This window comes from Microbulbifer mixtoriginis (SeqCode), assembly GCF_052466865.1.
Genome location: NZ_CP174293.1, coordinates 459307 through 484455 on the forward strand (window position 1 = coordinate 459307; position 25149 = coordinate 484455).

General features: G+C 52.3%; 24 protein-coding genes. 15 read left to right on the forward strand and 9 right to left on the reverse strand.

Annotated features, from left to right (window positions below; all coding sequences use genetic code 11):
* Positions 1–5 precede the first annotated feature (5 nt).
* Complete coding sequence (locus tag ACJJJA_RS02170; protein ID WP_444903637.1) at positions 6–2009, reverse strand: S9 family peptidase; 2004 nt, start codon at positions 2007–2009, stop codon at positions 6–8.
* 142 nt (positions 2010–2151) lie between these two features.
* Here ACJJJA_RS02170 and proC point away from each other — a divergent pair, with 142 nt between their 5' ends.
* The 15 genes from proC to ACJJJA_RS02245 all read left to right on the forward strand — a co-directional run bounded on the left by proC (position 2152) and on the right by ACJJJA_RS02245 (position 17138).
* On the forward strand, positions 2152–2985 hold the full coding sequence (proC, locus tag ACJJJA_RS02175; protein WP_444887776.1) for a pyrroline-5-carboxylate reductase: 834 nt from the start codon (positions 2152–2154) through the stop codon (positions 2983–2985).
* 63 nt (positions 2986–3048) lie between these two features.
* Entirely contained in the window at positions 3049–3657 is a 609-nt protein-coding gene (locus tag ACJJJA_RS02180; protein ID WP_252084163.1) for a YggT family protein, read from the forward strand.
* 150 nt (positions 3658–3807) lie between these two features.
* Positions 3808–5775, forward strand: coding sequence for a dynamin family protein (locus tag ACJJJA_RS02185; protein WP_444891580.1), 1968 nt, complete (start codon positions 3808–3810; stop codon positions 5773–5775).
* 103 nt (positions 5776–5878) lie between these two features.
* The gene (gene metX / locus ACJJJA_RS02190; protein ID WP_444903638.1) at positions 5879–7084 is read left to right on the forward strand and encodes a homoserine O-succinyltransferase MetX; all 1206 of its coding nucleotides are present in this window, start codon (positions 5879–5881) and stop codon (positions 7082–7084) included.
* Positions 7075–7665: a methionine biosynthesis protein MetW gene (gene metW, locus ACJJJA_RS02195; RefSeq protein WP_444903639.1), complete on the forward strand. Its 591-nt coding sequence runs from the start codon at positions 7075–7077 to the stop codon at positions 7663–7665. Before metX ends, metW begins: the two co-directional genes overlap by 10 nt.
* Before the next feature lie 136 nt (positions 7666–7801).
* The gene (locus ACJJJA_RS02200; RefSeq protein WP_444883429.1) at positions 7802–8245 is read left to right on the forward strand and encodes a DUF4426 domain-containing protein; all 444 of its coding nucleotides are present in this window, start codon (positions 7802–7804) and stop codon (positions 8243–8245) included.
* Between the two features lie 131 nt (positions 8246–8376).
* Positions 8377–8997, forward strand: coding sequence for an RdgB/HAM1 family non-canonical purine NTP pyrophosphatase (gene rdgB, locus ACJJJA_RS02205; protein WP_444899289.1), 621 nt, complete (start codon positions 8377–8379; stop codon positions 8995–8997).
* Positions 8987–10201 (forward strand): radical SAM family heme chaperone HemW, encoded by a 1215-nt coding sequence (gene hemW, locus ACJJJA_RS02210; protein WP_444887780.1) that lies wholly within the window; start codon positions 8987–8989, stop codon positions 10199–10201. The genes rdgB and hemW overlap by 11 nt, the downstream gene beginning before the upstream one ends.
* 144 nt (positions 10202–10345) lie before the next feature.
* On the forward strand, positions 10346–10675 hold the full coding sequence (gene trxA / locus ACJJJA_RS02215) for a thioredoxin TrxA (protein WP_252084169.1): 330 nt from the start codon (positions 10346–10348) through the stop codon (positions 10673–10675).
* A 372-nt stretch (positions 10676–11047) separates the two neighbouring features.
* A complete protein-coding gene (gene rho / locus ACJJJA_RS02220) occupies positions 11048–12307 on the forward strand; it encodes a transcription termination factor Rho (protein WP_108731406.1) in 1260 nt (419 codons plus the stop codon).
* Between the two features lie 269 nt (positions 12308–12576).
* The gene (gene rbp, locus ACJJJA_RS02225) at positions 12577–12846 is read left to right on the forward strand and encodes an RNA-binding regulator (protein WP_020413665.1); all 270 of its coding nucleotides are present in this window, start codon (positions 12577–12579) and stop codon (positions 12844–12846) included.
* A gap of 155 nt (positions 12847–13001) precedes the next feature.
* Complete coding sequence (ubiD, locus tag ACJJJA_RS02230) at positions 13002–14468, forward strand: 4-hydroxy-3-polyprenylbenzoate decarboxylase (RefSeq protein WP_444903640.1); 1467 nt, start codon at positions 13002–13004, stop codon at positions 14466–14468.
* Between the two features lie 179 nt (positions 14469–14647).
* Positions 14648–15868, forward strand: coding sequence for a serine hydrolase domain-containing protein (locus ACJJJA_RS02235; protein ID WP_444903641.1), 1221 nt, complete (start codon positions 14648–14650; stop codon positions 15866–15868).
* 140 nt (positions 15869–16008) lie between these two features.
* Positions 16009–16521 carry a hypothetical protein gene (locus tag ACJJJA_RS02240; RefSeq protein ID WP_444903642.1) on the forward strand — a complete coding sequence of 171 codons (513 nt, stop codon included), beginning with the start codon at positions 16009–16011 and terminating at the stop codon, positions 16519–16521.
* A 287-nt stretch (positions 16522–16808) separates the two neighbouring features.
* Positions 16809–17138 carry a hypothetical protein gene (locus ACJJJA_RS02245; protein ID WP_252084173.1) on the forward strand — a complete coding sequence of 110 codons (330 nt, stop codon included), beginning with the start codon at positions 16809–16811 and terminating at the stop codon, positions 17136–17138.
* A gap of 277 nt (positions 17139–17415) precedes the next feature.
* Here the strand turns inward: ACJJJA_RS02245 and ACJJJA_RS02250 are convergent, their stop codons facing one another.
* The 8 genes from ACJJJA_RS02250 to ACJJJA_RS02285 all read right to left on the reverse strand — a co-directional run bounded on the left by ACJJJA_RS02250 (position 17416) and on the right by ACJJJA_RS02285 (position 25083).
* Positions 17416–18456 (reverse strand): alpha/beta fold hydrolase, encoded by a 1041-nt coding sequence (locus tag ACJJJA_RS02250; RefSeq protein WP_444903643.1) that lies wholly within the window; start codon positions 18454–18456, stop codon positions 17416–17418.
* Between the two features lie 96 nt (positions 18457–18552).
* Positions 18553–19803 (reverse strand): heme biosynthesis HemY N-terminal domain-containing protein, encoded by a 1251-nt coding sequence (locus tag ACJJJA_RS02255; protein WP_252084175.1) that lies wholly within the window; start codon positions 19801–19803, stop codon positions 18553–18555.
* A complete protein-coding gene (locus ACJJJA_RS02260) occupies positions 19800–21158 on the reverse strand; it encodes a uroporphyrinogen-III C-methyltransferase (protein ID WP_444903644.1) in 1359 nt (452 codons plus the stop codon). The genes ACJJJA_RS02255 and ACJJJA_RS02260 overlap by 4 nt, the downstream gene beginning before the upstream one ends.
* A gap of 119 nt (positions 21159–21277) precedes the next feature.
* Positions 21278–22048: a uroporphyrinogen-III synthase gene (locus ACJJJA_RS02265; RefSeq protein ID WP_444887784.1), complete on the reverse strand. Its 771-nt coding sequence runs from the start codon at positions 22046–22048 to the stop codon at positions 21278–21280.
* 17 nt (positions 22049–22065) lie between these two features.
* Positions 22066–22983, reverse strand: coding sequence for a hydroxymethylbilane synthase (gene hemC / locus ACJJJA_RS02270; RefSeq protein ID WP_444887785.1), 918 nt, complete (start codon positions 22981–22983; stop codon positions 22066–22068).
* Positions 22984–23072: 89 nt separating this feature from the next.
* On the reverse strand, positions 23073–23495 hold the full coding sequence (ruvX, locus tag ACJJJA_RS02275) for a Holliday junction resolvase RuvX (RefSeq protein ID WP_444887786.1): 423 nt from the start codon (positions 23493–23495) through the stop codon (positions 23073–23075).
* Between the two features lie 59 nt (positions 23496–23554).
* Complete coding sequence (locus tag ACJJJA_RS02280; protein WP_252084180.1) at positions 23555–24139, reverse strand: YqgE/AlgH family protein; 585 nt, start codon at positions 24137–24139, stop codon at positions 23555–23557.
* A gap of 35 nt (positions 24140–24174) precedes the next feature.
* A complete protein-coding gene (locus ACJJJA_RS02285; RefSeq protein WP_444887787.1) occupies positions 24175–25083 on the reverse strand; it encodes an energy transducer TonB in 909 nt (302 codons plus the stop codon).
* Positions 25084–25149: the final 66 nt, after the last annotated feature.

The window sequence follows — 25149 nt, forward strand, 5'->3', positions numbered from 1 at the left end:
TGGCACTACTCAATTAAAGTCAGTTTTTCCTTCTGTGTTTCGTCGAGCAAGTGTTCGGCAAAAAACAATGCGGTAGCCTGGGTGAAGACATCATTGTTTTCCTTTTTACGGTAGCCGTGCCCCTCATTTAACGCATTCATGTACCAAACCTGGTTACCGCTTGCTCGCAGTGCCGTCACGATCTGTTCCGCTTCTGTGACGGGGACGCGAGGGTCGTTTTGTCCCTGCACCACAAACATGGGGACCTGGATTTTCTCCACATGGTTGTTAGGGCTGATACCTTCCAGGAATTCGCGCATTTGCGGATCGCGCTCGTCACCGTATTCCACACGGCGCAGGTCCCGGCGATAACTCTTGGTATTGGTGAGAAAGGTGACAAAATTGGAGATACCGACAATATCCACAGCCGCTTTTAAACGATCCGAATAGTGAACGCTGCTGGCCAGTACCATATAGCCGCCGTAGCTACCACCGAAGACGGCAACCCGCTTGGCATCCAGGTCCGGCTGGGTGGCGATCCAGTCCAATAGCGCGCCAATGTCTTTCACCGAATCTTCACGCTTGTAGCCGTTGTCCATGGCCAGGTAACTTTTTCCGTAGCCGGCGGAGCCGCGCACATTAGGAGCGATCACTGCAGCCCCCAATTTCTTCAACCACAGTTGGTACTTGCTGGAAAACAGTGGGCGGTACTGAGCTTCGGGGCCACCGTGAATGGAAATAATGACCGGCACAGGCGCCTTTATATCGCGTGGTTTGTAGACGAAGGCGGGAATCTTGCGTGGCTCGCCATTTACCTTATCGAAAGTGGGGTAGTGCAACAGCTTGGGCTCGATAAATTGCTCGGTATCCAGGCCGCCCACCTCACTAAATGTCCAGCGGTTCAGATCGCCACTGGATAGGGGGCGCCGGCCCAGATCCAAAACAAAGGTATCAGTGGGGGTTTTGGGGGTGTTCAGTGATAACGCTAACTTGTCTCCGCTGGGGTTGAACTCGATACCGCCGATCACACCAATAGGTAGTGTGTCGACTTTGCGGTAGCGATCATTGCGCGGATCGTACAAGTACAGTGCCGACATGCCGTTCTCGTTGGACACGAAAGCACCGCGGCGGCCGTCCTCACTAAGGACAAAGCTGCTGATATCCCAGGGAATACCGGCGCTAATAATTTTCTCATCGCCGCTGGCTAGATCTTTGCGGATCAGTTGGGTGAACTCGCCATTTTTATCGCTAACCAGGTATATGGAGCGGTCGTCGTAGCTAAAGCCGGCGGGAAAGTTGCGAGAGTCTTTTTCATCATCACCGGAGAGCAATGTTATTTCGCCGCTGTCCAGGTCCAACAGGTGAACTTTAGAGCGGGTGGAAGAAATATATTGCAGAACCAGTAGCTGGCTGCCGGATTGAGAGAAGTCACTGGGTCCCCACCAGCCACCATCCTCCGATTTTAGTATCAGGCGATCTTCATTTTTCTTGTCGCCAATCATAGTCAGCCAGATATCGTTGGCCCTACCATCGCGGCGGGTGCTTTGGTAAGCCAGGGCCGAGCCCTGCTTATTCCAAAGAATGGCACCATTGCGAGATTCGCCATCGCTGAGCATCTTGCTCTTACCGTTGGTACTGTCAAATAGGAAAATCTGCGCATATTCGTTGCCGCCGGCGTCCATGGTGTAGGCCAGCTGTCGGTGCTGGGGGCGGGTAAGTACTTCCCCAATTGGTTCGTCAAAAAAAGTCAGCTGGCGGCGGGCTCCTCCAGCGCGCTCTACCTTGTGCAGCTGGTTTACTTCGCCAAAGCGGGTACTGATATACATACCGCTGCCTTGCATATCCCAGCCGCGAAAACTGGCTGAGCGCACATTCTGGTAGCGGTCGAGCTCTTCCACCAGGCTCGCTGGAATTGGGGGAATGTCGTGTAACTGCAGCTGGCCATTGTTCTCGGTGCGGGTCTCCACTCCATGGGCAACAGCAGCCGCGCTGAGCATTGCGGCGGTCACCAAATAGCGCCATTTCAACATCGTGTTCTCCTTGGCTAGCGCGCTGGGGCGCGCTTCTCTTGTTATTGGAATTGAGCGACCACATATTATCGGAATCCCTGCGGGGTATAACAGCCAGTAAAACTCACAGAGAATGAGGCGAATGCTCGCCGAGGTAACCCAAGTGACTGCAACAAATCCCAAAATTGTTTTTATCGGCGGTGCCGGAAATATGGCCGGTGCGGTAATCGGTGGCCTGCTGGCGGCGGGATACCCGGCCGATAGAATTGTGGCTACCGGGCGTGATCCCCTCAAACTTGAGGCGTTTGCCAAGCGCCACAATACCGTGGTGCACAGTGACAATATCGTCGCAATCGATGGCGCGGATGTTATCGTTTTGTCGGTAAAACCCCAGGTGATGCGCGATCTGTGCATGGATTTGCGCCCCCACTTGAAAGGACGCAAGCCGCTGATTATTACTTTGGCCGCAGGTATTCCCTTGGCCGCCTACCAGCGTTGGCTGGGGGAGCATCTGCCGATTGTACGCGCTATGCCCAATACGCCGGCTCTAGTGCAGAGTGGGGTGACCGGGTTGTTTGCAGATGAGGCGGTAACTGCGGAGCACCGCGCCATTACTGCGCGCATAGTCAACGCAGTAGGTATCTCCCTATGGGTGGATAAAGAAGAGGGCATCGACCAAGTGATCGCTGTGGCAGGGTCGGCGCCGGCGTACTTCTTTCAGTTTATGGAGGCGATGATCGACGCCTCCGCAGCCAGTGGCTTTGCCCGCGCCGATGCCGAGCGCCTCGTGTTGCAAACTGCCCTGGGCGCCGCCAAACTGGCCATGACCAGTGATGTAGATGTAGCCCAGTTGAAGCGCAATGTGATGTCGCCGGGTGGTACCACCGAGCGCGCTGTGCAGCGCTTTGAGCAGGGCGGCCTGCCGCAGTTGGTGGCCGATGCCATGCGCGATTGTGCCGAGCGCGCTGCAGAGATGGCTCGCGAACTGGACCAATAAACTTATCAACACAATAAATGGTGCAGGCTGCGCCGCGAGTTGATCACTCTTTAGGGATTTTCAATGACAAGTACCTTCAGCAACATCGGTGTTTTCCTGGTGGCTACCCTGGGTATCCTCTACCTATTTGCGGTATTGATGCGTTTTTTGCTGCAATTGGCCCGGGCAGACTTCTATAACCCGATTTCTCAGGGCATCGTTAAAGTTACCAATCCGCTACTACTGCCCCTGCGCAAGGTGGTGCCGGGTCTCTTCGGCGTGGATATGGCCTCGGTAGTGCTGGCCTTGCTGGTGGGTCTAGTGATGATACTGGTTTGCGGTGCGTTTGCCGGATTTGGTCTTTTCAATCCCCTGAGTGCACTGCTGTGGTCTCTTATCGGCTGTGTCGCTACCGTGATCGCGGTCGTGTTTGTGGGAATGCTGATTTCCATTGTGTTCAGCTGGATCGCTCCGCAGAGCAGCCACCCAGCACTGATGCTACTGCGCCAGTTGCTAGAGCCCTTCTGCGCACCGGTACGCCGCTTGATTCCGCCTTTGGGGGTGATCGATATCAGCCCTATCTTCGTGTTTATTTTACTTACTGTGGCGGATAAGTTGCTATTAGGCTTTGCCAGTATGGCCAATATGCCGCGCTTTGTTTATAGCCTTTTCTGGCATATTCCCGGTTTTTAAATTGACTACTGTGCGCTTTTCTTCCACCGCGCGCACTGGATCGCATTTGGCGCGGTGTTAGACTTTTATACTAACGGCTACCGGACCAACTTAGCTTTGAGTGCTTTGGGTCGGTAGCCCACAGAGTATAAATTACAAGAATACTGTGAAATGGAAGACGCACTCCTACGCCAACATATCTCTGAATACGACCGCTGGAAAAAGAATCTGGATCGACAATTCGCCCAGTTCAGTCAGTGGTTACAGCAGCATTTCCCCAACTCTGCCGGCGCCTGCCAAGTTGTACAACAGGCCCGTGCGCTTCTCAGCGATGATCAGTTCACCTTGGTGTTTGTGGGAGAATTTTCCCGTGGCAAAACCGAGCTGATCAATGCCCTCTTGGCACAGACCTACGGTCAGCGGCTGCTACCCTCCAAACCCGGCCGCACCACCATGTGCCCAACGGAGATCTTTAGCGATGGCGGAGAGCGCGCCAGCCTGCGCCTGTTGCCCATTGAGACCCTGGCGACCAATACCAGCCTTGAGAGCTTCCGGCGAATTCCACAGAAGTGGGTCACGCACGAGTTCGACGCCAATAATCCCGATGCGACCCGCGAAGCTTTACTAAAAGTGGCCGCCACCAAATCGGTGTTGCCGGAGGAGGCTGCGCGTTATGGCTTCGATCGCCGCCACCTGGATGACAAAGGCAATTTGGTGGAAATTCCCGCCTGGCGCTATGCGCTGATCTGCCTGCCACATCCACTGCTAGATCAAGGCCTGCGGATTATTGACACACCGGGACTCAACGCTCTGGGCAATGAGCCGGAACTGACTCTGAGCACACTGCCTGGCGCCCAGGCCGTCGCATTTCTGCTGGCCGCCGATGCCGGTGTCAGTGGCACTGATATGAATATGTGGGAGACCCACCTGGCTCCTCTGCGTGAACATCGCGGCACTCCGGTTATGGCGCTGCTGAATAAAGTGGATGTGCTTTGGGATGACCCAGATGAAGATGCGCAGCAACTGTTGCGGCGCATGCGTTCTCAGGTCGCAAAATTACTGTCCCTGCCACAGGAGAGTGTCACCGGAGTCTCGGCAAAAATGGCCCTGTTAGCGCGTCAACAGCAGGATGTCGAACTTTTGCGCAACAGCTGTTTTACTGATTTTGAAAAGCTGTTGGTTCAACGTTTGCTGGAGCACCGCCAAAAAGTGGCGGAACACCGCTCTCTGCACCAGGCCCTGACGTTGATGGCGGATACCCGCGATCTGCTCAAGCGCCGGCTCAACAGCGGCCGTGCCGCGCTGATGCATTTGCAGCGCAATAGTGCCAGCACTGAGGAGCAACTGACCGAGTTGGGCCAGTTGCAGCAGACTGTGCGTGAGCAACATAAGCTCTGCCATCAGGAGTTACTCACCCTAAAGTCCAGCCAGCGCATGCTAATGCGGCAGAGTACGGCCCTACTCGCGCCTATTACCATACAGCAGCTGCAACGGTTGGTTGATGAAACCAGTAAGGCGCTGCATAAGCGTTGGACACCCATGGGACTTGCCAAGGCCATCGATACCTTTATGGAGGGAGTCGATTGCCAGTTAGCCACCTTAGAGCGGGAAGTGGATCAGGCGAATCGACTGTTGGATGCGATTTTTGAGCGTTCCAGCCTGAAGAAGGTGGACAGTGCCGAACAGTACTTCACCATTCGCCAATTCCGTATCACCCTGCGCGGCCTACACCGCCAGGCGGCCCAGCTGCGACGCTCCCCACAGCTTTTACTGGCGCGGCGCAACCGTTTGAGCGAGCGTTTTGTTACGACCCTGGCCAGTGAGGTAGGGCGCCTTTATAGCGAAATGGGTGCCGCGGCAGAAAACTGGCTTGAGCAGGCGCTGGAACCACTCAAGCAACATACGCAATACCAAAAACATCTTCTGAATCGGCACTTGATCAAATTGACCGAGCTGAAGCAGAAAACCCGAAGTCGGCACACCGATTTGCGTACCCTAGAGGATGAGGTACTGCGCAATGATCGGGCCCTGTCCGCACTGGAGGACTTGCTGCGCTACAGTACTTCGGCACCACAGCCTTTGGCGCCAGCGCCGCGCGTGCACAATGTCACCCCACTGAAACCAGCTCTGACGACTTAACACACTCGCCGGCGGTTGCTAATTGTCATAAGTTGCAGCACTCCCGTACACTTGCTGCAGTGACAATAACCAACCGCCAAATAACCCGACAGATATAATTACTTTGTCCACGGAAAACTCCAGTCCCTCCCGCGAGGCACCCAGTACAGCAGATCATGGCTCTGTAGGTCTTGTAACAGCAAAGAGCCACAAGTTTTGTGAACCTCTGCAGTTGGCCTGCGGGCGTGTTTTACAGGACTACACCCTAGTCTATGAAACCTATGGCGAAATGAATGCCGATAAAAGTAATGCGGTGTTGATTTGCCATGCGCTATCCGGTCACCACCATGCTGCGGGCAGACACAGCCCCGAGGACAAGCGCCCAGGGTGGTGGGACCACTATATCGGTCCCGGCAAGCCCATCGATACCAATAGGTTTTTTGTGGTGGCGGTCAATAACTTGGGCGGCTGCCATGGTTCTACCGGGCCCGTCTCTATCAATCCCGCCACGGGTAAACCCTGGGGCCCGGATTTTCCCTCCTTGCGGGTGCGCGACTGGGTACACAGCCAGGCGCGCTTGGCAGATATTCTTGGCATAGAGCAGTGGGCCACAGTGATTGGTGGCAGCCTGGGGGGAATGCAGGCCATGCGTTGGTCTCTGGAGTACCCGGAACGTTTGCGCCATTGCGTGGTGATTGCTTCGGCGATGAAACTCTCGGCGCAGAATATTGCTTTCAATGAGACCGCACGTCAGGCGATAACCTCGGATCCGGATTTCTGTGCAGGGCGCTATCTGGAGGAGGGGAAACTGCCACGTGGAGGTTTGGCCGTCGCGCGCATGATTGGCCACATTACCTATCTTTCCGATGATGGTTTGGCGCATAAATTTGGTCGTGAACTGCGTTCCGGCAGCTTCCAGCAGGGCGTTGACGAAGAGGTGGAGTTCCAGATTCAGAGTTATTTGCGCTACCAGGGTGATAGCTTTTCCAGCAGTTTCGATCCAAATACCTACATCCTTATGACACGAGCGCTGGATATTTTTGATCTCGCACGGGAGTACAACGACGACCCAGTAGCGGCTTTTGCCCATGCGCGTTGCCGCTTCCTGTTGATCTCCTTCACTTCGGACTGGCGCTTCGCCCCCAGCCGCTCGCGGGAAATCGCCGATGCGTTGATGCACGCCAATCGAGCGGTGAGTTATGCAGAAATAGAGTCCGCCATGGGACACGATGCCTTCCTGTTGCCAAATAAGCGCTACGAGGGCGTCTTTCGTGCCTACATGCAGCGTGTAGCGCTGGAGCACAAAGCAGGGCAGCCCGCATGCGTATAGATCTCAATGTAATCCAGGAATGGATAGCACCCGCAAGCCGAGTACTCGATCTGGGCTGTGGTGATGGTGAACTGCTGGAACAGTTGCAGAAGAACAAAGACGTTGTCGGTTACGGACTGGAAATAGATGCGCAGCAGATACACCGTTGTGTGCAGCGTGGGGTCAATGTCGTCGAGCAAAACCTCGATGCGGGGCTTACCAATTTCGCCGATGCCAGTTTCGATACCGTGGTAATGACCCAGGCCCTGCAAACGTTGAGGCACCCGCATCTGGTGGTGGGTGAAATGTTACGAGTTGGGCGCGACTGTATTATCACCTTCCCCAACTTTGGCCAGTGGAAGGCCCGCTGGCACCTGGCTTTTTCTGGGCGTATGCCGGTTTCCGATTTATTACCATTTGAATGGTATGACACACCCAATATTCATTTTTGTACTTTTCGAGACTTCGAGGTGCTGTGCGAGCAGAACGATTGGACTATTTTGCACCGCCAGGTAGTATCTGAGTCGAAATTAGGGGTGGTCTTTAAAGACTTTTTGCCAAATTTATTTGGTGAGACCGCGATATACCACCTGACTCGCTAAACTAATATCTGCGCCAAGTTTTTGTTCCGGGTCTCTGGGGCAAACTGCTGATATGGGTGATTATCGCTCTGGCCAAACCGCCGGGTCTGCCCGGTTATTCAGTTGAAAGGGCGCTCATAACAATTGGAGGTGACCCGTGAACCGCATCTTTAATGTCGCTGCCGCTCTTACGCTGCTCTTCCTGACCGCTAGTGCCATGGCACAACAGGCCCGTGTTATTAAAAATTACGAGGACTTCGGAGATTACCGGGTGATTTTCTCGGTGTTCAACAGTGACTTTATCCAGCCGGACATCGCCCAACAGTACCAACTGGTGAGGGCTAAAGACCGCGCCTACGTGAATGTTTCTGTGGTGAAAAAAGATGGTGGTACCAAGGGCCTTAGTGCGGAGATGTCTGGCAATGCGACAAACCTGATTCAGCAGTCGCGACCGTTGAAGTTTAAAGAAATTCGGGAAGGCGACGCGGTTTACTATTTGGCACCCTTGCGCTTTGAAAAAGAGGAAACTCTCACCTTCAACGTGGATGTGACCCTGCCCAATGGCAAGAAACAGACGATTTCCTTCCGTCGCAAGCTCTAGCGGCAATGGTGAATGATCTGAGTGAGCGATTCTCTCTGTTTATATGGCTGCAAGCTGTGTGATCACAGAAAGACATCTCAATTAAACTGAATCCTTTGCGGGCCCAGAGCCCGTTTTTTATTTGATACGGCATGTTAAAAAGAATTGTTTTGGCCAGCGGTAACGCCGGCAAATTGCGAGAATTTTCCCAACTCTTCAACAGCTGGGACATCGAGGTTCTGCCACAGTCTGAATTCGGTGTGAGTGATGCAGAGGAGACCGGGCTCAGCTTTATTGAAAATGCCCTGATCAAAGCACGTCACGCCAGCCGCATTAGCGGCCTCCCGGCGCTAGCCGATGACTCTGGGTTGGCAGTGGATGTGCTCGGTGGTGCGCCGGGAATCTATTCGGCGCGATATTCCGGCGAGGGTGCTACGGATGCACGCAATAACAGCAAGCTGCTTGAGGCCTTGCAAGGGATCGAAGAGGTGCGTCGTGGTGCCAGTTTCCACTGTGCACTAGCCTTTGTACGCAGTTTTGATGACCCGGTCCCCCTAGTATGTAGTGCCCAGTGGCGCGGCCGTATACTCAATGAGCCTGCCGGTGAGCAGGGCTTTGGCTACGACCCCCTGTTCTTTGTGGATGCGGAAGGAATGACCTCTGCGCAGATGCCGAGAGAGCTGAAAAACCGCATTAGCCACCGCGCCCAGGCAGTGGTGGCATTTGAAACGATGTGGCAGGAAACTATGCTGGGTACCGATCTTGCAGGATAGAAACCATAGTTTGCAGTTACCGCCGCTTAGCCTTTACGTACATATCCCCTGGTGTGTGCGTAAATGTCCCTACTGTGATTTCAACTCCCACCAGGCGAGCAGAGATCATACGGATACGGAGTATGCTCTCCCCCAGGCGGACTATGTGGCGCAACTGCGCCGTGATTTGATCAGCCAGCTGCCTTGGGTGCAGGGACGCAAGCTGCGCTCGATTTTCTTTGGTGGTGGTACCCCGAGCCTGTTTTCTCCCGAAGCAATCGGCCAGATCCTGATAATGGCTGAGGAGCTGGTTGGCTTCAGTGAGAATATTGAAATAACTTTGGAAGCCAATCCGGGTACTTTCGAGCAGGCTAAATTCACCGGCTATCGGGCCGCAGGGGTTAATAGACTCTCGATTGGCGTGCAGAGTTTTAGCAGTAGCCAGTTGCACAATCTGGGCCGCATCCACAGCGGTGAAGAGGCCAGTGAGGCCCTAGGGATGGCGCGGAAGGCCGGCTTCGATAATATCAATCTCGATCTGATGCATGGCCTGCCTGGACAGACAGAGGCTGAGGCTCTGGAAGACCTACAGCGCGCTGTCTCCCTGGCGCCTGAACATATCTCCTGGTACCAATTAACCATTGAACCCAATACAGCGTTCTACAGCGCTCCCCCCTCGACACCGGGTTCACAGCTGATCGCCAGTATGCAGAGCCACGGGCGCGAGTTCCTTGCCTCGGAGGGGTACTTTCGCTACGAGGTGTCCGCCTACAGTGGCAGGGGACTGGAGTCGCGCCACAACCTCAACTATTGGGGCTTTGGCGATTACCTGGGTATTGGTGCCGGAGCCCACGGCAAGGTCAGCTTGCCTGCAGAGGGGAAGATATTGCGCAGTCGCCGTACGCGAACTCCAAGAGACTACCTATCGATTGCACCCCAGGGAGGGGAGTTGTTGCAGCGCGCACTGGCTGAGCCCCATATTGATTCAATAGAGTTCAGCGATTTGCCTCTCGAGTTCTTGATGAACGCCCTGCGCCTGGTCGAGGGTGTACCGGTAGATACTTTCGAGCGCTATACCGGCCTATCATTGGAGGCCCTGCAGCGACATTGGCCGGGGCTGATGGCTATGGATCTGGTACAGCCGCTGGAGCGCCGTATTGCTGCCAGTGCCTTTGGCTTTGACTATCTTGATGAGATTCTTCAGCGGTTTTTGGAACAGGCCTGATATCTGAGCAGGGCTTGAAAACGGAATTAATGCCCCAAACTCTGGGCTGATCGGCGCAGTACAGCTGTATTACCACAGCCGGCATCGTGAGATGATGCGCCTGCGGTGTCCCCGCATCGAGTAACTAAAGAACAGGAAAGCATTATGAGCGAGCACGCAATCATCAACGTAACCGACGCTGAGTTTGAAGCCGAGGTTCTCAAGGCTGAAGGTCCGGTGCTGGTGGACTTCTGGGCGCAATGGTGCGGTCCGTGCAAAATGATCGCTCCGGTCCTGGAAGACCTCTCTGGTCACTATGGCGAAAAATTGAAAATCGTCAAAGTTGACGTGGATGCCAACAAAGAAACCCCGGCAAAGTACAATGTACGCGGTATTCCTACCCTGCTGCTGTTTAAAGGTGGCAATGTGGAAGGCACTAAGGTTGGCGCCCTGTCTCGCGCCCAGTTGACCGAGTTTATCGATAGCCAGCTTTAATCCCGGTTAATTCATCCTGCAAAGAAGGCAAATTTCTTTGCAGGATGGGAAACACCCGTTATACTGGCTGTAATTCTGTAATAGTTCAGTCAGCTGTGAATCCAGTGACGATCAGCTGAAGAAAACGCCCTCCCATAGGTTCCTGACTATTCCCGGCGTATTTATTCCTCGAATTGAGCTTAATTGAGACGGCTTTCCCTATAACGTTTAGTGTTGGAAAGCTAAAGCCAATGAGTATTACGCTTTTGAAAGGCATGGAGTCCTGGAGTACCGGGCAAATAAACGAGCAAATCTCTGATTTTCAAACCCCTCCTCAAATTATTTCCGGCGTGTCCGCGCCAATGACAACAGAAACCTTAATAAGCAATTGGTATGAATCTCTCCGAATTAAAAACCAAACCCATTGAAGAGTTGATTGAAATAGCCAAAGGCATGGGCCTGGAAAACCTGGCCCGGTCGCGTAAACAGGATATTATTTTTAATATTCTCAAACGCCACGCCAAAAGCGGTGAAGATATTTACGGTGATGGCGTATTGGAAATCCTTCAGGATGGTTTTGGATTTTTGCGTTCCGCTGATTCCTCCTATCTCGCGGGTCCGGATGATATCTATGTTTCCCCCAGCCAAATTCGTCGATTTAATTTGCGCACGGGTGACTCAATTTCCGGAAAAATTCGCCCACCAAAAGAGGGTGAGAGATATTTCGCTCTATTAAAGGTTAACGAAATTAATTTCGATAAACCGGAAAATGCCCGCAATAAGATTCTTTTTGAAAACCTCACCCCGCTTTTCCCCAACGATCGCTTAACCCTGGAATGTGGAAATGGCTCTTCCGAAGACCTGATTGGCCGCATTATTGATCTGGTTGCGCCGATAGGTAAGGGCCAGAGGGGTTTGATCGTGGCGCCGCCAAAAGCCGGTAAAACGATTATGTTGCAGAATATGGCTCAGGCTATCACGCGCAACAATCCGGAGTGCCACCTTATTGTCCTGCTGATCGATGAGCGCCCGGAAGAAGTTACCGAAATGCAGCGCTCGGTGCGCGGAGAAGTGGTTGCCTCTACATTTGATGAGCCTCCGGCACGTCACGTGCAGGTTGCCGAGATGGTTATCGAAAAGGCCAAGCGCTTGGTAGAGCACAAGAAAGACGTGGTCATCCTGTTGGACTCTATTACCCGTCTGGCGCGTGCCTATAACACCACGGTACCCAGTTCCGGTAAGGTATTGACTGGTGGTGTGGATGCCCACGCCCTCGAGAGACCTAAGCGTTTCTTCGGCGCCGCACGGAATATTGAAGAAGGCGGAAGTCTGTCTATTATTGCTACTGCACTGATTGATACTGGCTCGAAGATGGACGAGGTGATTTTCGAGGAGTTTAAAGGCACGGGTAATATGGAGTTGCAGTTGGATCGTAAGATCGCGGAAAAACGTGTTTATCCGGCAATTAATGTTCGACGCTCGGGAACACGTCGAGAAGAGCTGCTGATGCCTGAGGGCGAGCTGCAGCGGGTATGGATCCTGCGCAAGTTACTACATGATATGGAAGATGTAGCCTCAACTGAATTCCTGGTGGACAAGCTGAAAGACTTCAAGACAAATGACGAATTCTTCCTGTCCATGAAACGGAAATAATTTTTTTATATAAAAGGCGCCCATATCGGCGCCTTTTATATTCTGGTTTGCACAAAGTGATTATTTGCGCGAATTAATGTTGAAAAGGCGAGCTATAAGGCATATAAAGTTCCACATCGTGGCGCTGGGTATGAAATTTATAGTTTGGCGCCCGACCGAATTGGCCCAGGGATAACCCCGCAAAGGGCCAATCTCAAATGGATAATCTGGTGGAGCTGGTTATTCATTTGTGACTGCACGACAGCCCACACATCTAGTGAGAACCTTTTGTGAATATCTATATTGGAAATCTGGCCTACGCGGTAACCTCTGACGACCTGCACGAAGCTTTCGGCGCATTCGGAGAAATCTCTCGGGCTACTGTTATTACTGACCGTGAGACTGGCCGCTCTAAGGGCTTCGGTTTCGTAGAAATGCCTAACGACGACGAAGCGCGCAAAGCGATCGAAGAGATGAACGACCAGCCTCTGTCTGGCCGTAACATCCGCGTGAACGAAGCTAAGCCTCGCGAAGATCGTCCGCGTCGCCCTCGCTTCTAAGCTACGGCTAGCTTAAGTTTTTTGCGACCCGCAGCATTTTGTTTGCGGGTCGTTTCTTCCTTTTCTCAATTGGCACCCTATCCTGGGGGCTGTTCCCCATTTTGTAATTTCTGTTTTACACTGCGCGCTGGATTTTTCTTCTTGACCGGCAGCCCATGAAATACAAAGACCTGCGTGATTTTATCCAATTGTTGGAAAAGCGTCGCCAGCTCAAACGGATTAAATTCCCTGTAGACCCCAATCTGGAAATGACAGAAATCTCTGATCGCGTTCTGCGCTCGGGAGGTCCTGCATTACTTTTTGAAAATCCTATCGGTTTTGATACGCCGGTGCTCGCCAATCTGTTTGGCACCACTGAGCGAGTAGCGCTTGGGATGGGGCGTGAGAGCATTGATGACCTACGTGAGGTGGGTGAATTACTCGCCTTCCTCAAGGAACCTCAACCGCCTGAGAATTTGCGCGATGCCTGGGAAAAACTGCCGGTTTTCAAGCAAGTGCTCAATATGGGGCCGAAGGTGGTCAAGGGTGCAGCCTGTCAGCAGGTGGTAGTAGATAAAGCTCAATTAGACCTCACCAAATTGCCAATTCAGACCTGCTGGCCGGGAGATGCGGCTCCATTGGTAACCTGGCCATTGGTGATCACTCGTGGGCCAGAGAAGAAGCGCCAAAACCTGGGTATTTATCGCATGCAGTTAATCGGTAAAAACCGACTGATAATGCGTTGGCTCAGCCACCGGGGAGGTGCGTTGGATTACCGTGATTGGTGCCGGAAGCACCCCGGGGAACCCTATCCTGTAGCTGTAGCACTTGGTGCAGATCCGGCCACAATACTGGGAGCAGTGACCCCGGTACCTGATAGCCTGTCGGAATACGCCTTTGCCGGGCTATTGCGTGGAGATAAAACCGAAGTAACTGGTGCATTGCTCAGTGATCTGCAGGTTCCCGCCAGTGCTGAGTATGTGTTGGAAGGTTTTATCTACCCCGATGACATGGCCGATGAAGGCCCCTATGGGGATCATACGGGCTATTACAATGAGGTGGACCGTTTCCCGGTGTTTACGGTGGAGAAAATCACCCACCGGAAAAACCCCATATATCACAGTACTTACACTGGCCGTCCGCCGGATGAACCCGCGATCCTGGGCGAGGCGCTCAATGAAGTATTTGTGCCTATTTTGCAGAAACAATTTCCTGAAATTGTCGATTTTTACCTGCCACCTGAAGGCTGCTCCTATCGGCTAGCTGTAGTAACTATGAAAAAGCAGTATCCCGGACATGCCAAAAGGGTAATGATGGGAGTCTGGTCTTTCCTGCGCCAGTTTATGTATACCAAGTTTGTTATCGTTACCGATGATGATGTGAATGCAAGAGATTGGAAAGATGTAATTTGGGCTATGACAACCCGTATGGACCCCGCGCGTGATACGGTGATGGTGGAAAACACCCCGATTGATTATCTGGATTTTGCCTCACCAGTTTCTGGCTTGGGTTCGAAGATTGGTTTTGATGCTACTAATAAATGGCAGGGAGAAACCAATAGAGAGTGGGGTAATCCTATCGAGAAAGATCCACAGGTGGTCCAGAGAGTCGATGAAATCTGGTCCAAATTAGGTTTTGAATAATTACTGGTCCTACTTTATTTTAGTTGTCCTTCCATAGGGCGTCCCAAGAGGCGCTCTAGTTGCTAATTTCTTAGCATTTAACCATTTTCCATATTCCCGCATCTATAGATAAAGCTGATAACGTCAAATCTCGGTAGCAGCTTTATGGCCGTCTTTGATTAATTGTGGGGAATATTTAAATGAGAGTACTTTATGCTGTCAGCTTAATGATTGTTGGCGTTTTCGGATTTTGGGCTATATTGCCAAGCCAGCAGGAGAGAAGCGCCGAGATTACCAATATTGAAGAATTTCTGCCCGCAATTATGACAGAGGCGGCTATTCCTGGTATGGCCGTCTCAAGAGTAAAAGACGGTAAGCTTGTTTTTCAGCAAGTCTACGGAATGGCGGATGTGGAATCTGGTGAGGCAGTTACCCAGAATACTCCCTTTAATATCGCATCAATTAGCAAACCTATTATGGGCGTAACGCTATTGCAATTGGTCGATAATGGAAATTTGGAACTCGATCGGGATATCAATACCTATTTACCATTTAAGGTGGATAATCCACATACAAGAGGTGAAAAAATTACTTTAAGAAATCTGGCAAGTCACACTGCAGGTATTGCGGATTACTATGACTATGCCACTTATTCTGAAAACCGCGACCCAGAAATTAGTCTTGAGCAACATCTCCGTGCTCTCCTTACTAAGGAAGGTAGTCTGTACAATAATGGAGACTATTATCTGAAATCTATGCCAGGGAAAAGACGGCAATACAGCAACTTATCTGCAGGTTTGGCGGGGCTTCTAGTGGAGTCTGCAATAGGCCAAACCCTCGCTGACTATAGCAAGGATACCCTTTTTCACCGTTTGGAAATGGAAAGTGCAAGCTGGAAACTTAATGGAATGGATCTGAATTCTATAGCTGTGCCTTATAAAGTAGAGCAATGTGTACCATTTGTCGGCCTGTGTACTGATGATGAATCGAGCAAAATAAATTATTTTGTGGGAAGGTTAATTAAGCCACCTTTCGAATATAAAAAATTTCATCCATATCCTCACAATGGTAATCCACAGTATCCGGATGGTGGTGTTCGCGTAAGTATTGCAGACCTTAGTGATTTCCTACTGGCAGTCCTTCATAACCGGGATAAATCAGGGGCGAAACTCTTGTCTGATGCCATGTATGAAGAAATGTTTCGTTTGCAGTTGCCCAAATCGGTTTCTGATTCGCAACGCTTTTTTTGGAGAGATCGCGATGGGTTTGTGGGGCATATGGGGTCAGATCTGGGGGTTTTTACTGCTATGTATTTTGACCCAGACCGTAAGGATGGCTTTATTATACTAATGAACCGTGGTATGGATAGTAAGTCAGCCGAGGCGATGAGGCATATTGCCAGACGCTTAGTGCAAATATAATAATCATAAATAAGATAAAGTGATTAAGGTTGTATCTGAAATTTCTGAAAATCCATTAATAGGTTTTTTCGGTGATTGAGGAAGTTCCAATGGGTATCATTGGGTTGAGCTCTCTCACTATAGGAAAAGGAGTACCAATTATGATTAGAGCCAAAGAGGATATAATTAAAATTCTTTCAGTCGCCCTGTGTTGTTTTCCACTTATGGTGAATTCAGGAGAGACTAACCTGAAGAGTAAGGAAGCTTTCGAACGAATAAAATCACTTAGTGGAGACTGGAAAAAGGAAGGCGATACTGGGGGGGATTTTTATATTAAATTTTCCCAGACTGCCGGAGCCTCTGTTTTGGTAGAGAATTGGCTGTATAAGGGTAAATCTCATTCGCTCACTATCTATCATATGGATAATGGCAATTTATTGGCAACCCACTATTGCCCTCAAGGAAATCAGCCCCGTTTGCAGCTTCGTTCAAGTGGTGAAAGAAGACAGCTGTTATTTTCTTTCAAAGATGCTACCAATCTTTTGGATTTAGAAGCCAATCACCAACATAGTTTGGGCTTTGAGTGGTTAGAGAGTGAAGGGATTATCCGTACAGAGAGCTATATGGAAAATGGAACTCTAAAGCCTTCGAGTATGCGCCTAGTACGTAAGTAAACTGTCAAATCAATCAATTCTGTATATCACTCTTTCTTGCAATAAAGCTGGTAATGATTCTTCTGCCAGCTTTTTTTGTGCGTCTAATTCAACCAAATGTGACTTAGGTAGTATGATGTAATCTCTTCTATACTTCGATGCTATATTGCATGTTAATTATGCAGTCGACCAATATATTTAACATTTGATGACATTCTTGTCTGGCTTTTAGTGGTCGATAAACAAATTACATCATGATGGTCCTGGGGATTAGGGCAAATAATTACAATATGAGGGAGGGGTGATAAATGGAATTGATTCTTTTTGTAATCATTATGGTGGCAGTCTTAGTCCTGCCATTAAAAATGGCTGCTGCCATGATGGGGGCGAGAAATACAGGAGTTTTCCACTGTCTTTTTGCTTTATTGTTGGCATTAATTGTACAGAGAATAGTGGGCGGCATGTTGCCCGGTGTGAGTGACAGCGCCGGGGTTCTCTTGACTATTCCACTGGCGGCTATTGCCTATATGTTGGTATTGGGTACTGGATTTTTGAAAGCAATAATTATTGCGATTCTGCAGGGAATAATTACTTTCCTAGCGATGCTTCTTTTTGCTGGTATGTTCGCAAATATCTAATAGCTTCGGGCAATTTTTTTCTTATTCAGCTTGGTCAAATAGCTTTTTTACGGATGCCTTCTGTTCCTGATCCAAGTTAGATCTCCCTTTAAGTGGCGCTGTTTTATAAATTTTTCTTTTTTTCTGGTGTAAAGGTAAACAGAAGCTTCGCTGCTTTACGGTATAGATTTAGTGAAAATCCCCAAGCTAGAGAATTTTATTGCTGTCTGGAAAGCTTTTATTTTTCCATTGAGGCTATTTCAGTCATGTGGGGCTGATTTAGGTTGAAAGGAATTTTTCAATCGGAATCCTGCTGAAACTCCTCATTAAGGAACTGGCTCAGGGGTTCGAAATAATCATTGAAGGCCTCGAACTGCGGTATGTGCCCGACCCCATCAAGTTCGGTTAACTTCGCATCTGGAATAATGGCAGCCGCTTTTTTACCCAATAGGTCATAACGCCCCAGAGTCTTTTTAATGGGTTCGGCAGCGCGGGCGCGGCCAATCGCGGTGCGATCCCGGGTACCGATAATCAGTAAGGTAGGCACAGTGAGATCTGCGAATTCATAGATAACCGGCTGTGTGAAAACCATTTCTGAAGTGAGGGCATCAATCTTGGCTATATGCTTAGAATCAGGGCCCAGTGACCAGCCGGCCTGAATATCGAGCAGGGAATCGTAGGACTTTCTCCATTTCCCATCAAAATAGGCCCTGGACATATAGCTCTTAATCCCTTCGGGTGTTTGTGCCTGCTCCCTAAGGATGGCTTGTTCCAGGGGTTCGTATGGTACGACGCGCTTCCAGTCCTCCAAGCCGATTGGGTTTACCAAGGCGAGCTTTCTCACCATCCCCGGGTACATTAAAGAAAAGCGTGTAGCCAGCATGCCTCCCATGGAGTGACCAACGACAGAAACCTGATCCACTTTGAGTTTGTCGAGCAGAAATTTGGTATCTGTAGCCATACCGTGCAGGTTGTATTGCATCAATGGCTTACTGGACTTTCCGAAGCCAATTTGGTCTGGAGCAATAACACGGTAGCCCTGTTCTGTGAGCGCGGCGATACTATCTTTCCAGTAGGCGCCGGAAAAATTTTTACCGTGCAGAAGCAGTACTGTTCCCTTAGAGGGTACAAGCTTGTTCGCAGAAATATCCATATAGGCCATGGCCACAGGCTGGCTTAATTTGGATAGCTCTAGAGTCTTAACCGGATAGGGGTACTCGTAGTCACTCAGCAGCTTATCTTGTGGCTGGATTGGGTTGTCAGCAGCCAGCGTCACCTGTGATAAGAGAATGGAAAATAAAATAGCGAAGGATGAGAGATATTGCTGTGACGGTGTCATGGAGCAAGCCTCAAAAAGGATGCGGAGGCTTACTACTATGGGGCAAATAGTATAACAGGAAAAGGGCCCAGATTATCTGGACCCTTGGAGAAACGGTTAGGCGTGTACCCCGAGCAGGGGTTTGTCCTGACTGGGCATGGATACAGGAGGTAAGTTTGGAACAGCTTGCATCAGCCCTTCCTCAAACAAGCGCGAGGCTTTGTCCTTCTCGCCGAGTGCTTTAAATAGCCGTGCCAGTTCTGCAGAGGTTGCGGGGTCCTGACGTAACAACAGGCTCTTCTCAAAATACTGTTGTGCCTTTCCCCACAGCTCGTTGCGTAAGCTCAGGCGCCCGAGACAGGTGAGCAGGTCGGCACTCTCACCATATTCCTTGAGCCAGCCCTCTGCAGCAGAGAGCTGAGCCGCTGCGTCGGCACCGGCAAGGCGGCCGTATAGATCGGCCAGCTTGGGAGCCCACTCTCGGTTTAGTAGCCAACGCAGGTGTTTTTCCGCGGCACTGTCATCACCGCTTTGGTGCAGCAGACGGGCAAAGAGACTGCGAAGCTCTACGTTGCGTTGCCAGCGGCCATTCAGGCCGTGCCAGATGTCATGTAGTTTCTCTCTGTCATTTCGGTTTGCGGCTTCGATGAGTTGATGTTCGTAGACTTCCCGCTCTAGTTTTTGTCGGTCTTCTTCGGACATATTGGCGTGTTTTTCTAATTCAGGGAGAAGTTCTCTCAGGTTGCTCCAGTCCCCCAAAGCGTAATAGGCCTGCTTGAGCATCTGTAGCAGAGCCGGGTGCTTAGGTTCTAATTGCTTGGCTCGCTTGAGGCTGGCGATACACTGTTCGTAGTGTTTATCCTGTAGCTGCATACGGGCCTGGCTCAAAGCCACTGCCAAGCCAGTGTCATCGCCACAGGCTTCGGCTTTTGCCAGCAACTCATTGGCTTCTTCGCGAAATCCAAGCTCATGAGCGCTGCGCGCGGCAGCCAGGTAATTAATCAGTGGCGCCTCGGAGCGCGGCGCACTTTTTAAAAGTTGTCGTCGGGCACGTGACCAGTTGCCCTCCATAAACTCCACCAGGCCACTAGTGAGACGTCTGCGGGCGACCCGCTGGCGACCAAAGCGCAGGCGATCGACGCTGCCGCGCACAGCGCGAAAGAGACTGCGGCTTATCCAGGTGAGAAGAAACAGGGCGAGCAAAAGGGCAACTAGCGCGACTATGGCGAACCAGAGATTCATCTCATAGCCTTTGTTGAGTTCGCCACCGAAGCCGATTACCAAATACCCGGGGTAATTCTGATTTATCTGCGGCAGTAAGGCGCCGAGAAGTAATAGGGCGACAGCAGCAAAAAGGACCTTTCTCACTGGCTGACCTCCTCGGTGGTGCCGGTGCCATACCCTGACGTTTTGTGCAGCCGCTCAATGTAATTGTAGAGAGCCACCTGTGAGGCATTCAGGTCTGGCATTTGCGCCTGAATGGGCTGTTTGCTGAGTTCTGCCAGTTGTTGCGCGAGTGTGTTGCGCTGGGAATTGGCTGTGCCATAAGTCAGAAGCAGCTCGCGGGCGCTATCAAGAGCGTCCTTGTAAATGGTGCTATCGCCGCGCAATAGAGCCAGTTGTGCCTGCTCCATATTTAGACGCAGGGTTTGGCGAAAGCGTGCCTCGCTTTGAGGGGAGAGCATTACCGGGTTGATATCGCCATCGATGGGGCGAACAGAGTCGCGTAGGAAGTTGGTAAAATTTTTCCAGCTGCTCTCCCATGCAGATTGGTTATCCTGCGTGGGCTCTGCTTTTGCCACCTCCCTTGGAGTTTGGGTCATATCGAATTGCGGCTGTATAGAGGCGCGGATCAACTGCTCTTCCAGGGCGCGCAAGCGTAAATAGAGGCCTTCTCGATCGATATTTTCCACGAGTTTCAAAGCGGTGATATCCCGTGCCAACTGTTGGCGCACTCCGTAGAGATCGGGAAGATTTACTTGGCGCAAAATGGTGTCGACCTTTTCAACAAGGCCCAGAGCGGCGCGGCTATTATCTTCAAGCATCAGCCGTTGATTGGCCATTCGCAACAGGTAGTCGGCCTCGGCCAGCTGCCAGTCCTCCCGGCTCACATTACCGAGCTCACTGAGCCGGTTGCCCTGGGCGGTGAGGCTGCGCTGAAGAGCCGCTAGCTGTTGCTGTAGCTGCAAAATAGTGCGCGTTTGCGATTGTATTTGATTGCGCAACTCAGTATCTGTCTGTTGAAGTTGATCAAGCTGCTGGTTCTGTGGGGAGACGCTCGGCGCTTCTGCCTGCTGGGGTTCTATGGAAGGAGGTTCGGCAGTAGATTGTGCAGCGGGTGCAGTAGAAGTTATCCCTTCGCGGGCTTGGCTGGAAGTATCAGGCCCGGTAGAAATATTTGGCGATGTGACTTCACCTTTTGATTCGGCTTTCTGTGTGGACACAGTTTGTTTGGCAGGGAAAAAGTCCAGCTGTGCGATGCGGTTGCGCAGTTGGGGCCAGCTGTACCAGGCAAAAGCGATCAAAGCGATAAGCAGCAGAATAAAGACCAGCCACCACCAATGCCCACCGCCCTTTTTAGGCATCACATTTTTAGCGGCCTTATCAGTTTTGCCTTCTGCTGCTTTGGCAAAATTGCTCTTGCTCCCCCCCTTGTCCAGTGCATCGGAAGTGAGTTCGTTAGCCGGGGTGGAAGGATTGTCCTTGGGTTTTTCGTTGGTCATGGGCTTGGGGCGCAGCTGGTAATTGTCGTCGAATTATAGCGAGTGGCACCGACCATAATAGCGCCGGTGGCGTCGTTTTGAGATTTTTAACCCAATAGGGCAGCAAATTCGAGAGCAATTCAGTTTAGCGCCCTGAGCAGTGCCTCTAGCATAGCGCTGTCTCCGGCATTCTGAGCACTGCTGGTATAGATAAAACCCAGAGCACGGGCTTGCTCCGCGACGCGCGCGCTGGGACAGATAAGGGCAGCCTGGAGGAGGTGTGCGCAATTTGCACGCTCAATGCAGCTGTGTAGGTTCGCGAGAGTCTCGCCACTGTGGACCGTGATGGCATCCGGGGTGAAAGAATACCCCGCCAAATCCGCTGGGGCACCTGCAGGTAGGGACCTACGGTAGAGTTCACAGTAATCCACACGCCCACCCCGTGCGCGCAAGGTGTCGCCAATAAGAGTGCGTCCGCCAGTGCCGCGGAAGATCAGTACCCGAAGTCCTGAAACCTCTTGTAGGGTGGGTAGGGCGAGCAAGTCCTCGGAAGTCATGTGTTCGCCGCTGTGCTCGCAGGTTATACCACGCATCAGTAATGCTTTAGCCGTGGCCGCGCCAATAGCGAGGTAGCGTGGCCCCTGGGGTAATTGTGGCCAGTAATCCTCCAGCCAGTCGACGGCGTAGCGCACCGCATTCTGGGAGACGAAAATAGCAAAATCCACTTGGTCGAAATCGAGAATCCGTTTTTTAATGGCCTGCTGAGCCGCCTCATCAATGAGGGGCTCAATAGCCAACATAGGGATAGTGTCAACTTCCGCGCCCGTAGCGCGCAATAGCGTACCCCAGGTGTCGGCTTGATGGGCGGGGCGCGTGGTCAGTACGCGTTTGCCTTGCAGGCGCTTGGCCATATGGATCTGTCCTGGGCTTAAATCGCGTCGAGAATTTTGTCGGCACCCTGCTCCAGCAACTGTTCAGCGAGTTGAACGCCCAGAGCTTCGCCATCAATGGCTGCACCACGGATTTCGGCGCGGATCATGCTGGTGCCATCGGGACTGCCGACCAGGCCGCGTAGCCACAGAGCGTCGCCTTCCAGCTCGGCATAACAGCCGATGGGAACCTGACAGCCGCCGTTCAGGCGCTTAACCAGTGCGCGTTCTGCACTGAGTCGCGCGGCGGTTTCATGGCAGTGCAGTGGTTGCAGTAGGGCTTCCAGCTCGCTGTCTTTGCGGGCTTCGATACCGACAGCGCCCTGGCCGCCGGCGGGTAGCAATACAGTGGCGGGGAGAAAGCTGCGGATGCGTTCGCGCATCTCCAGGCGCAGCAGCCCGGCGGCAGCGAGAATAATGGCGTCGTACTCTCCCGCATCCAGTTTGGCTAGGCGAGTGTTTACGTTACCGCGTAGGAACTTGACCTCCAGATCGGGGCGCTGCGCCAGAAGTTGGCACTGGCGGCGCAGGCTCGAAGTGCCCACAATCGCGCCTTGTGGCAGTTCCTCCAAATTGGCAAAGCGGTTGCTGACGAAGGCATCACGCGGGTCCTCGCGCTCGCAAATAACTGGCAGGTAGAGGCCTTCGGGAAATTCCATCGGCACATCCTTCATAGAATGTACGGCGATCTCCGCGCGTCCCTCCAGCATGGCCACTTCCAGCTCTTTGACAAAGAGCCCTTTGCCGCCCACCTTGGTTAGGGGGATATCCAGCACCTGATCGCCACGACTGGTCATTGGCAGCAACTCTACCTCCAGCTGAGGGTGCTCCTGCAGCAGGCGATCCTTAACATAATTGGCTTGCCATAGGGCCAGGGCGCTCTCGCGCGTAGCGATGCGGATACGGGAAATGGGCATTGGGCTCGATCACTCATTTGTGTGGGCGGGTAATTCTATCAGAGCGCCGGCAGCTATGGCTCAGCTTGCACAGATTCTGGGAGCGGATATCAGGCGCGTGTGCGCAGCCAGTCCTCGAGAATGATACGCGCGGCAATGGAATCCACTGGATTATCGGCATAGCTACCGCGGTGGCCGCGCTCGGCAGCCTCTTCTTTGGCTGCGCGGGTACTGAGGCGCTCATCAATCATTTCTACCGGTAGCCCGGTGCGCCCGTGCAGGCGCTGGCCAAATTTACGCGCACGAGCACCAAATTCACTCTCACTGCCATCCATATTCAGTGGTAAACCCACAAGCAAATAATGTGGCTTCCACTCGTCGATTAGTCGCTGGACCTTGTCCCAGTCGGGTTTGCCATCCTTTGCCGGTAGTGGTGGCAGCTCTTTGGCACTTCCGGTCAGGCTCTGGCCAAAGGCGAGGCCAATGGAACGGGTGCCAAAATCGAAGGCGAGGGCGGTAATGGGTTTACTCATCAGAGGGAACATCCGGTATTAGAGGGATCAATCTTGGGCCGAATGATAACCGGGAAGGGCTAGGCGTGTCCGGCCTGTGAGCCGAGCCCTGAGAGGTCGATACCGTGTCGAGCGGCAGCACTTTGCCAACGTTTTTGCACTGGGGTGGCAAACAGGATTTCGGGTTCTGCCGGTAGAGTCAGCCAGGCGTTTTCTGCCAGTTCCTGCTCCAATTGTCCTGGCCCCCAGCCGGCGTAGCCCAGAGCTAGCAGCACATCGTCGGGGCCATGACCTGAGGCCAGTGACTCGAGAATATCCCTGGAAGCGGTAAGACTGATTTCCATATTGATTTCGCTCGTCGAGTCGAAATGTACACCGGCACCGTGCAGGACAAAGCCCTGCTCGGGAGAAATAGGCCCGCCCAGCAGGACAGTTTCATCGCCACGTTGGCTGGAGTCCTTCAGCGACAGCTGCTCGAAAACCTCTCGCCAGTGCACTTTGCTGGGGGCGTTGATCACTATGCCCATAGCCCCCTCTTGGCTGTGCTCAACAATTAGAGCGATGCTGTGCTTGAAGCGCGGGTCCTCCATGCCGGGCATGGCCAGTAGGAATTGGCCGCGCAAGCTGCCATGGGTTAGGTCGCTGTCAATGTTCGAATTGGGCATAGTTGGATTCTAGGTCGCTTGCGTGCAAGGCAAGTTTAGCCGCGCTCGGGCAGCTCACCTGCGGTAGTGGAGAAGCCAGTTAAATCGAAGCGCCAGGTGCGGATAATTTCGAGGCGGTCAGCCTCCTTGCGAATCTCCGCTGGGAAAGGCGCAAAGGGGGCTGCCAGGCGTACAATCTGTTGGGCGGCATCGTCGAGGATTCGCTCTCCCGAAGAGTCCAGAATCATGACTTCCTCCACCGCGCCTGTGGGCAGCAAGCGCACCATCATGCGCAGGCTGCCAGTGATTTTCTGCTGCAGGGCTTCCGCGGGGAAGTTGTCGCTACCTATTGCTTCCACCTTCTGGCGCCATTCGTGCAGATAAGCGGCATCTGCAGAGGCCTTGGTTGCCACTGAGGTCAGGCGTCGCACTCGCGGGCGTTGGGCAATAGTTTGGCGAATTTTATCCAGGCGTGCTTGCAGGCTGGCAATCTTTGGATTTGTCCTGGCTAGATCATTTGGGGCATCGCCGCGTTTCTCTTCGGAAAACTTGTCTTCGGCGGGTAGTTCCGGGGCCTGCAGAGGGCTATCGCCGATGGTGGTGATCAACTGGCGGCGCTGGTCAGCAGGCCGTGCGGCTTGCTGCTGTGGTAGAGGATTTACATCGTGAATTTGCGTATCGGCAAATTCGGCGCGACGATTGCTGGACAGCTCCTTTGGGGTATCTGCCGTGCCGCTGGCCTGCTGGTTGTGTTGGGCCAGGTAGTCGGCATCTTCCGGTGCTTGTGGCGAGTTATATTGCGACAGAGTAACTTCCAGGGTTGGTGCGGCTTGCCGCCCTTCAGGCTCGGCAAAAGCCACACCAAAAATCAAAAGCGCGTGAATGGCGCCAGCGAGAAACAGCGAGAACGCAAAACGCTCGCGCTGAACTGCATAATTTGGCGTCGTGTTGGCGGTGGAATTCATTATCTATTATCAGTTACTGCTTATATCTTGCCGAGCGTTACGCTCGGCATTCCCATCCGGCCCGTT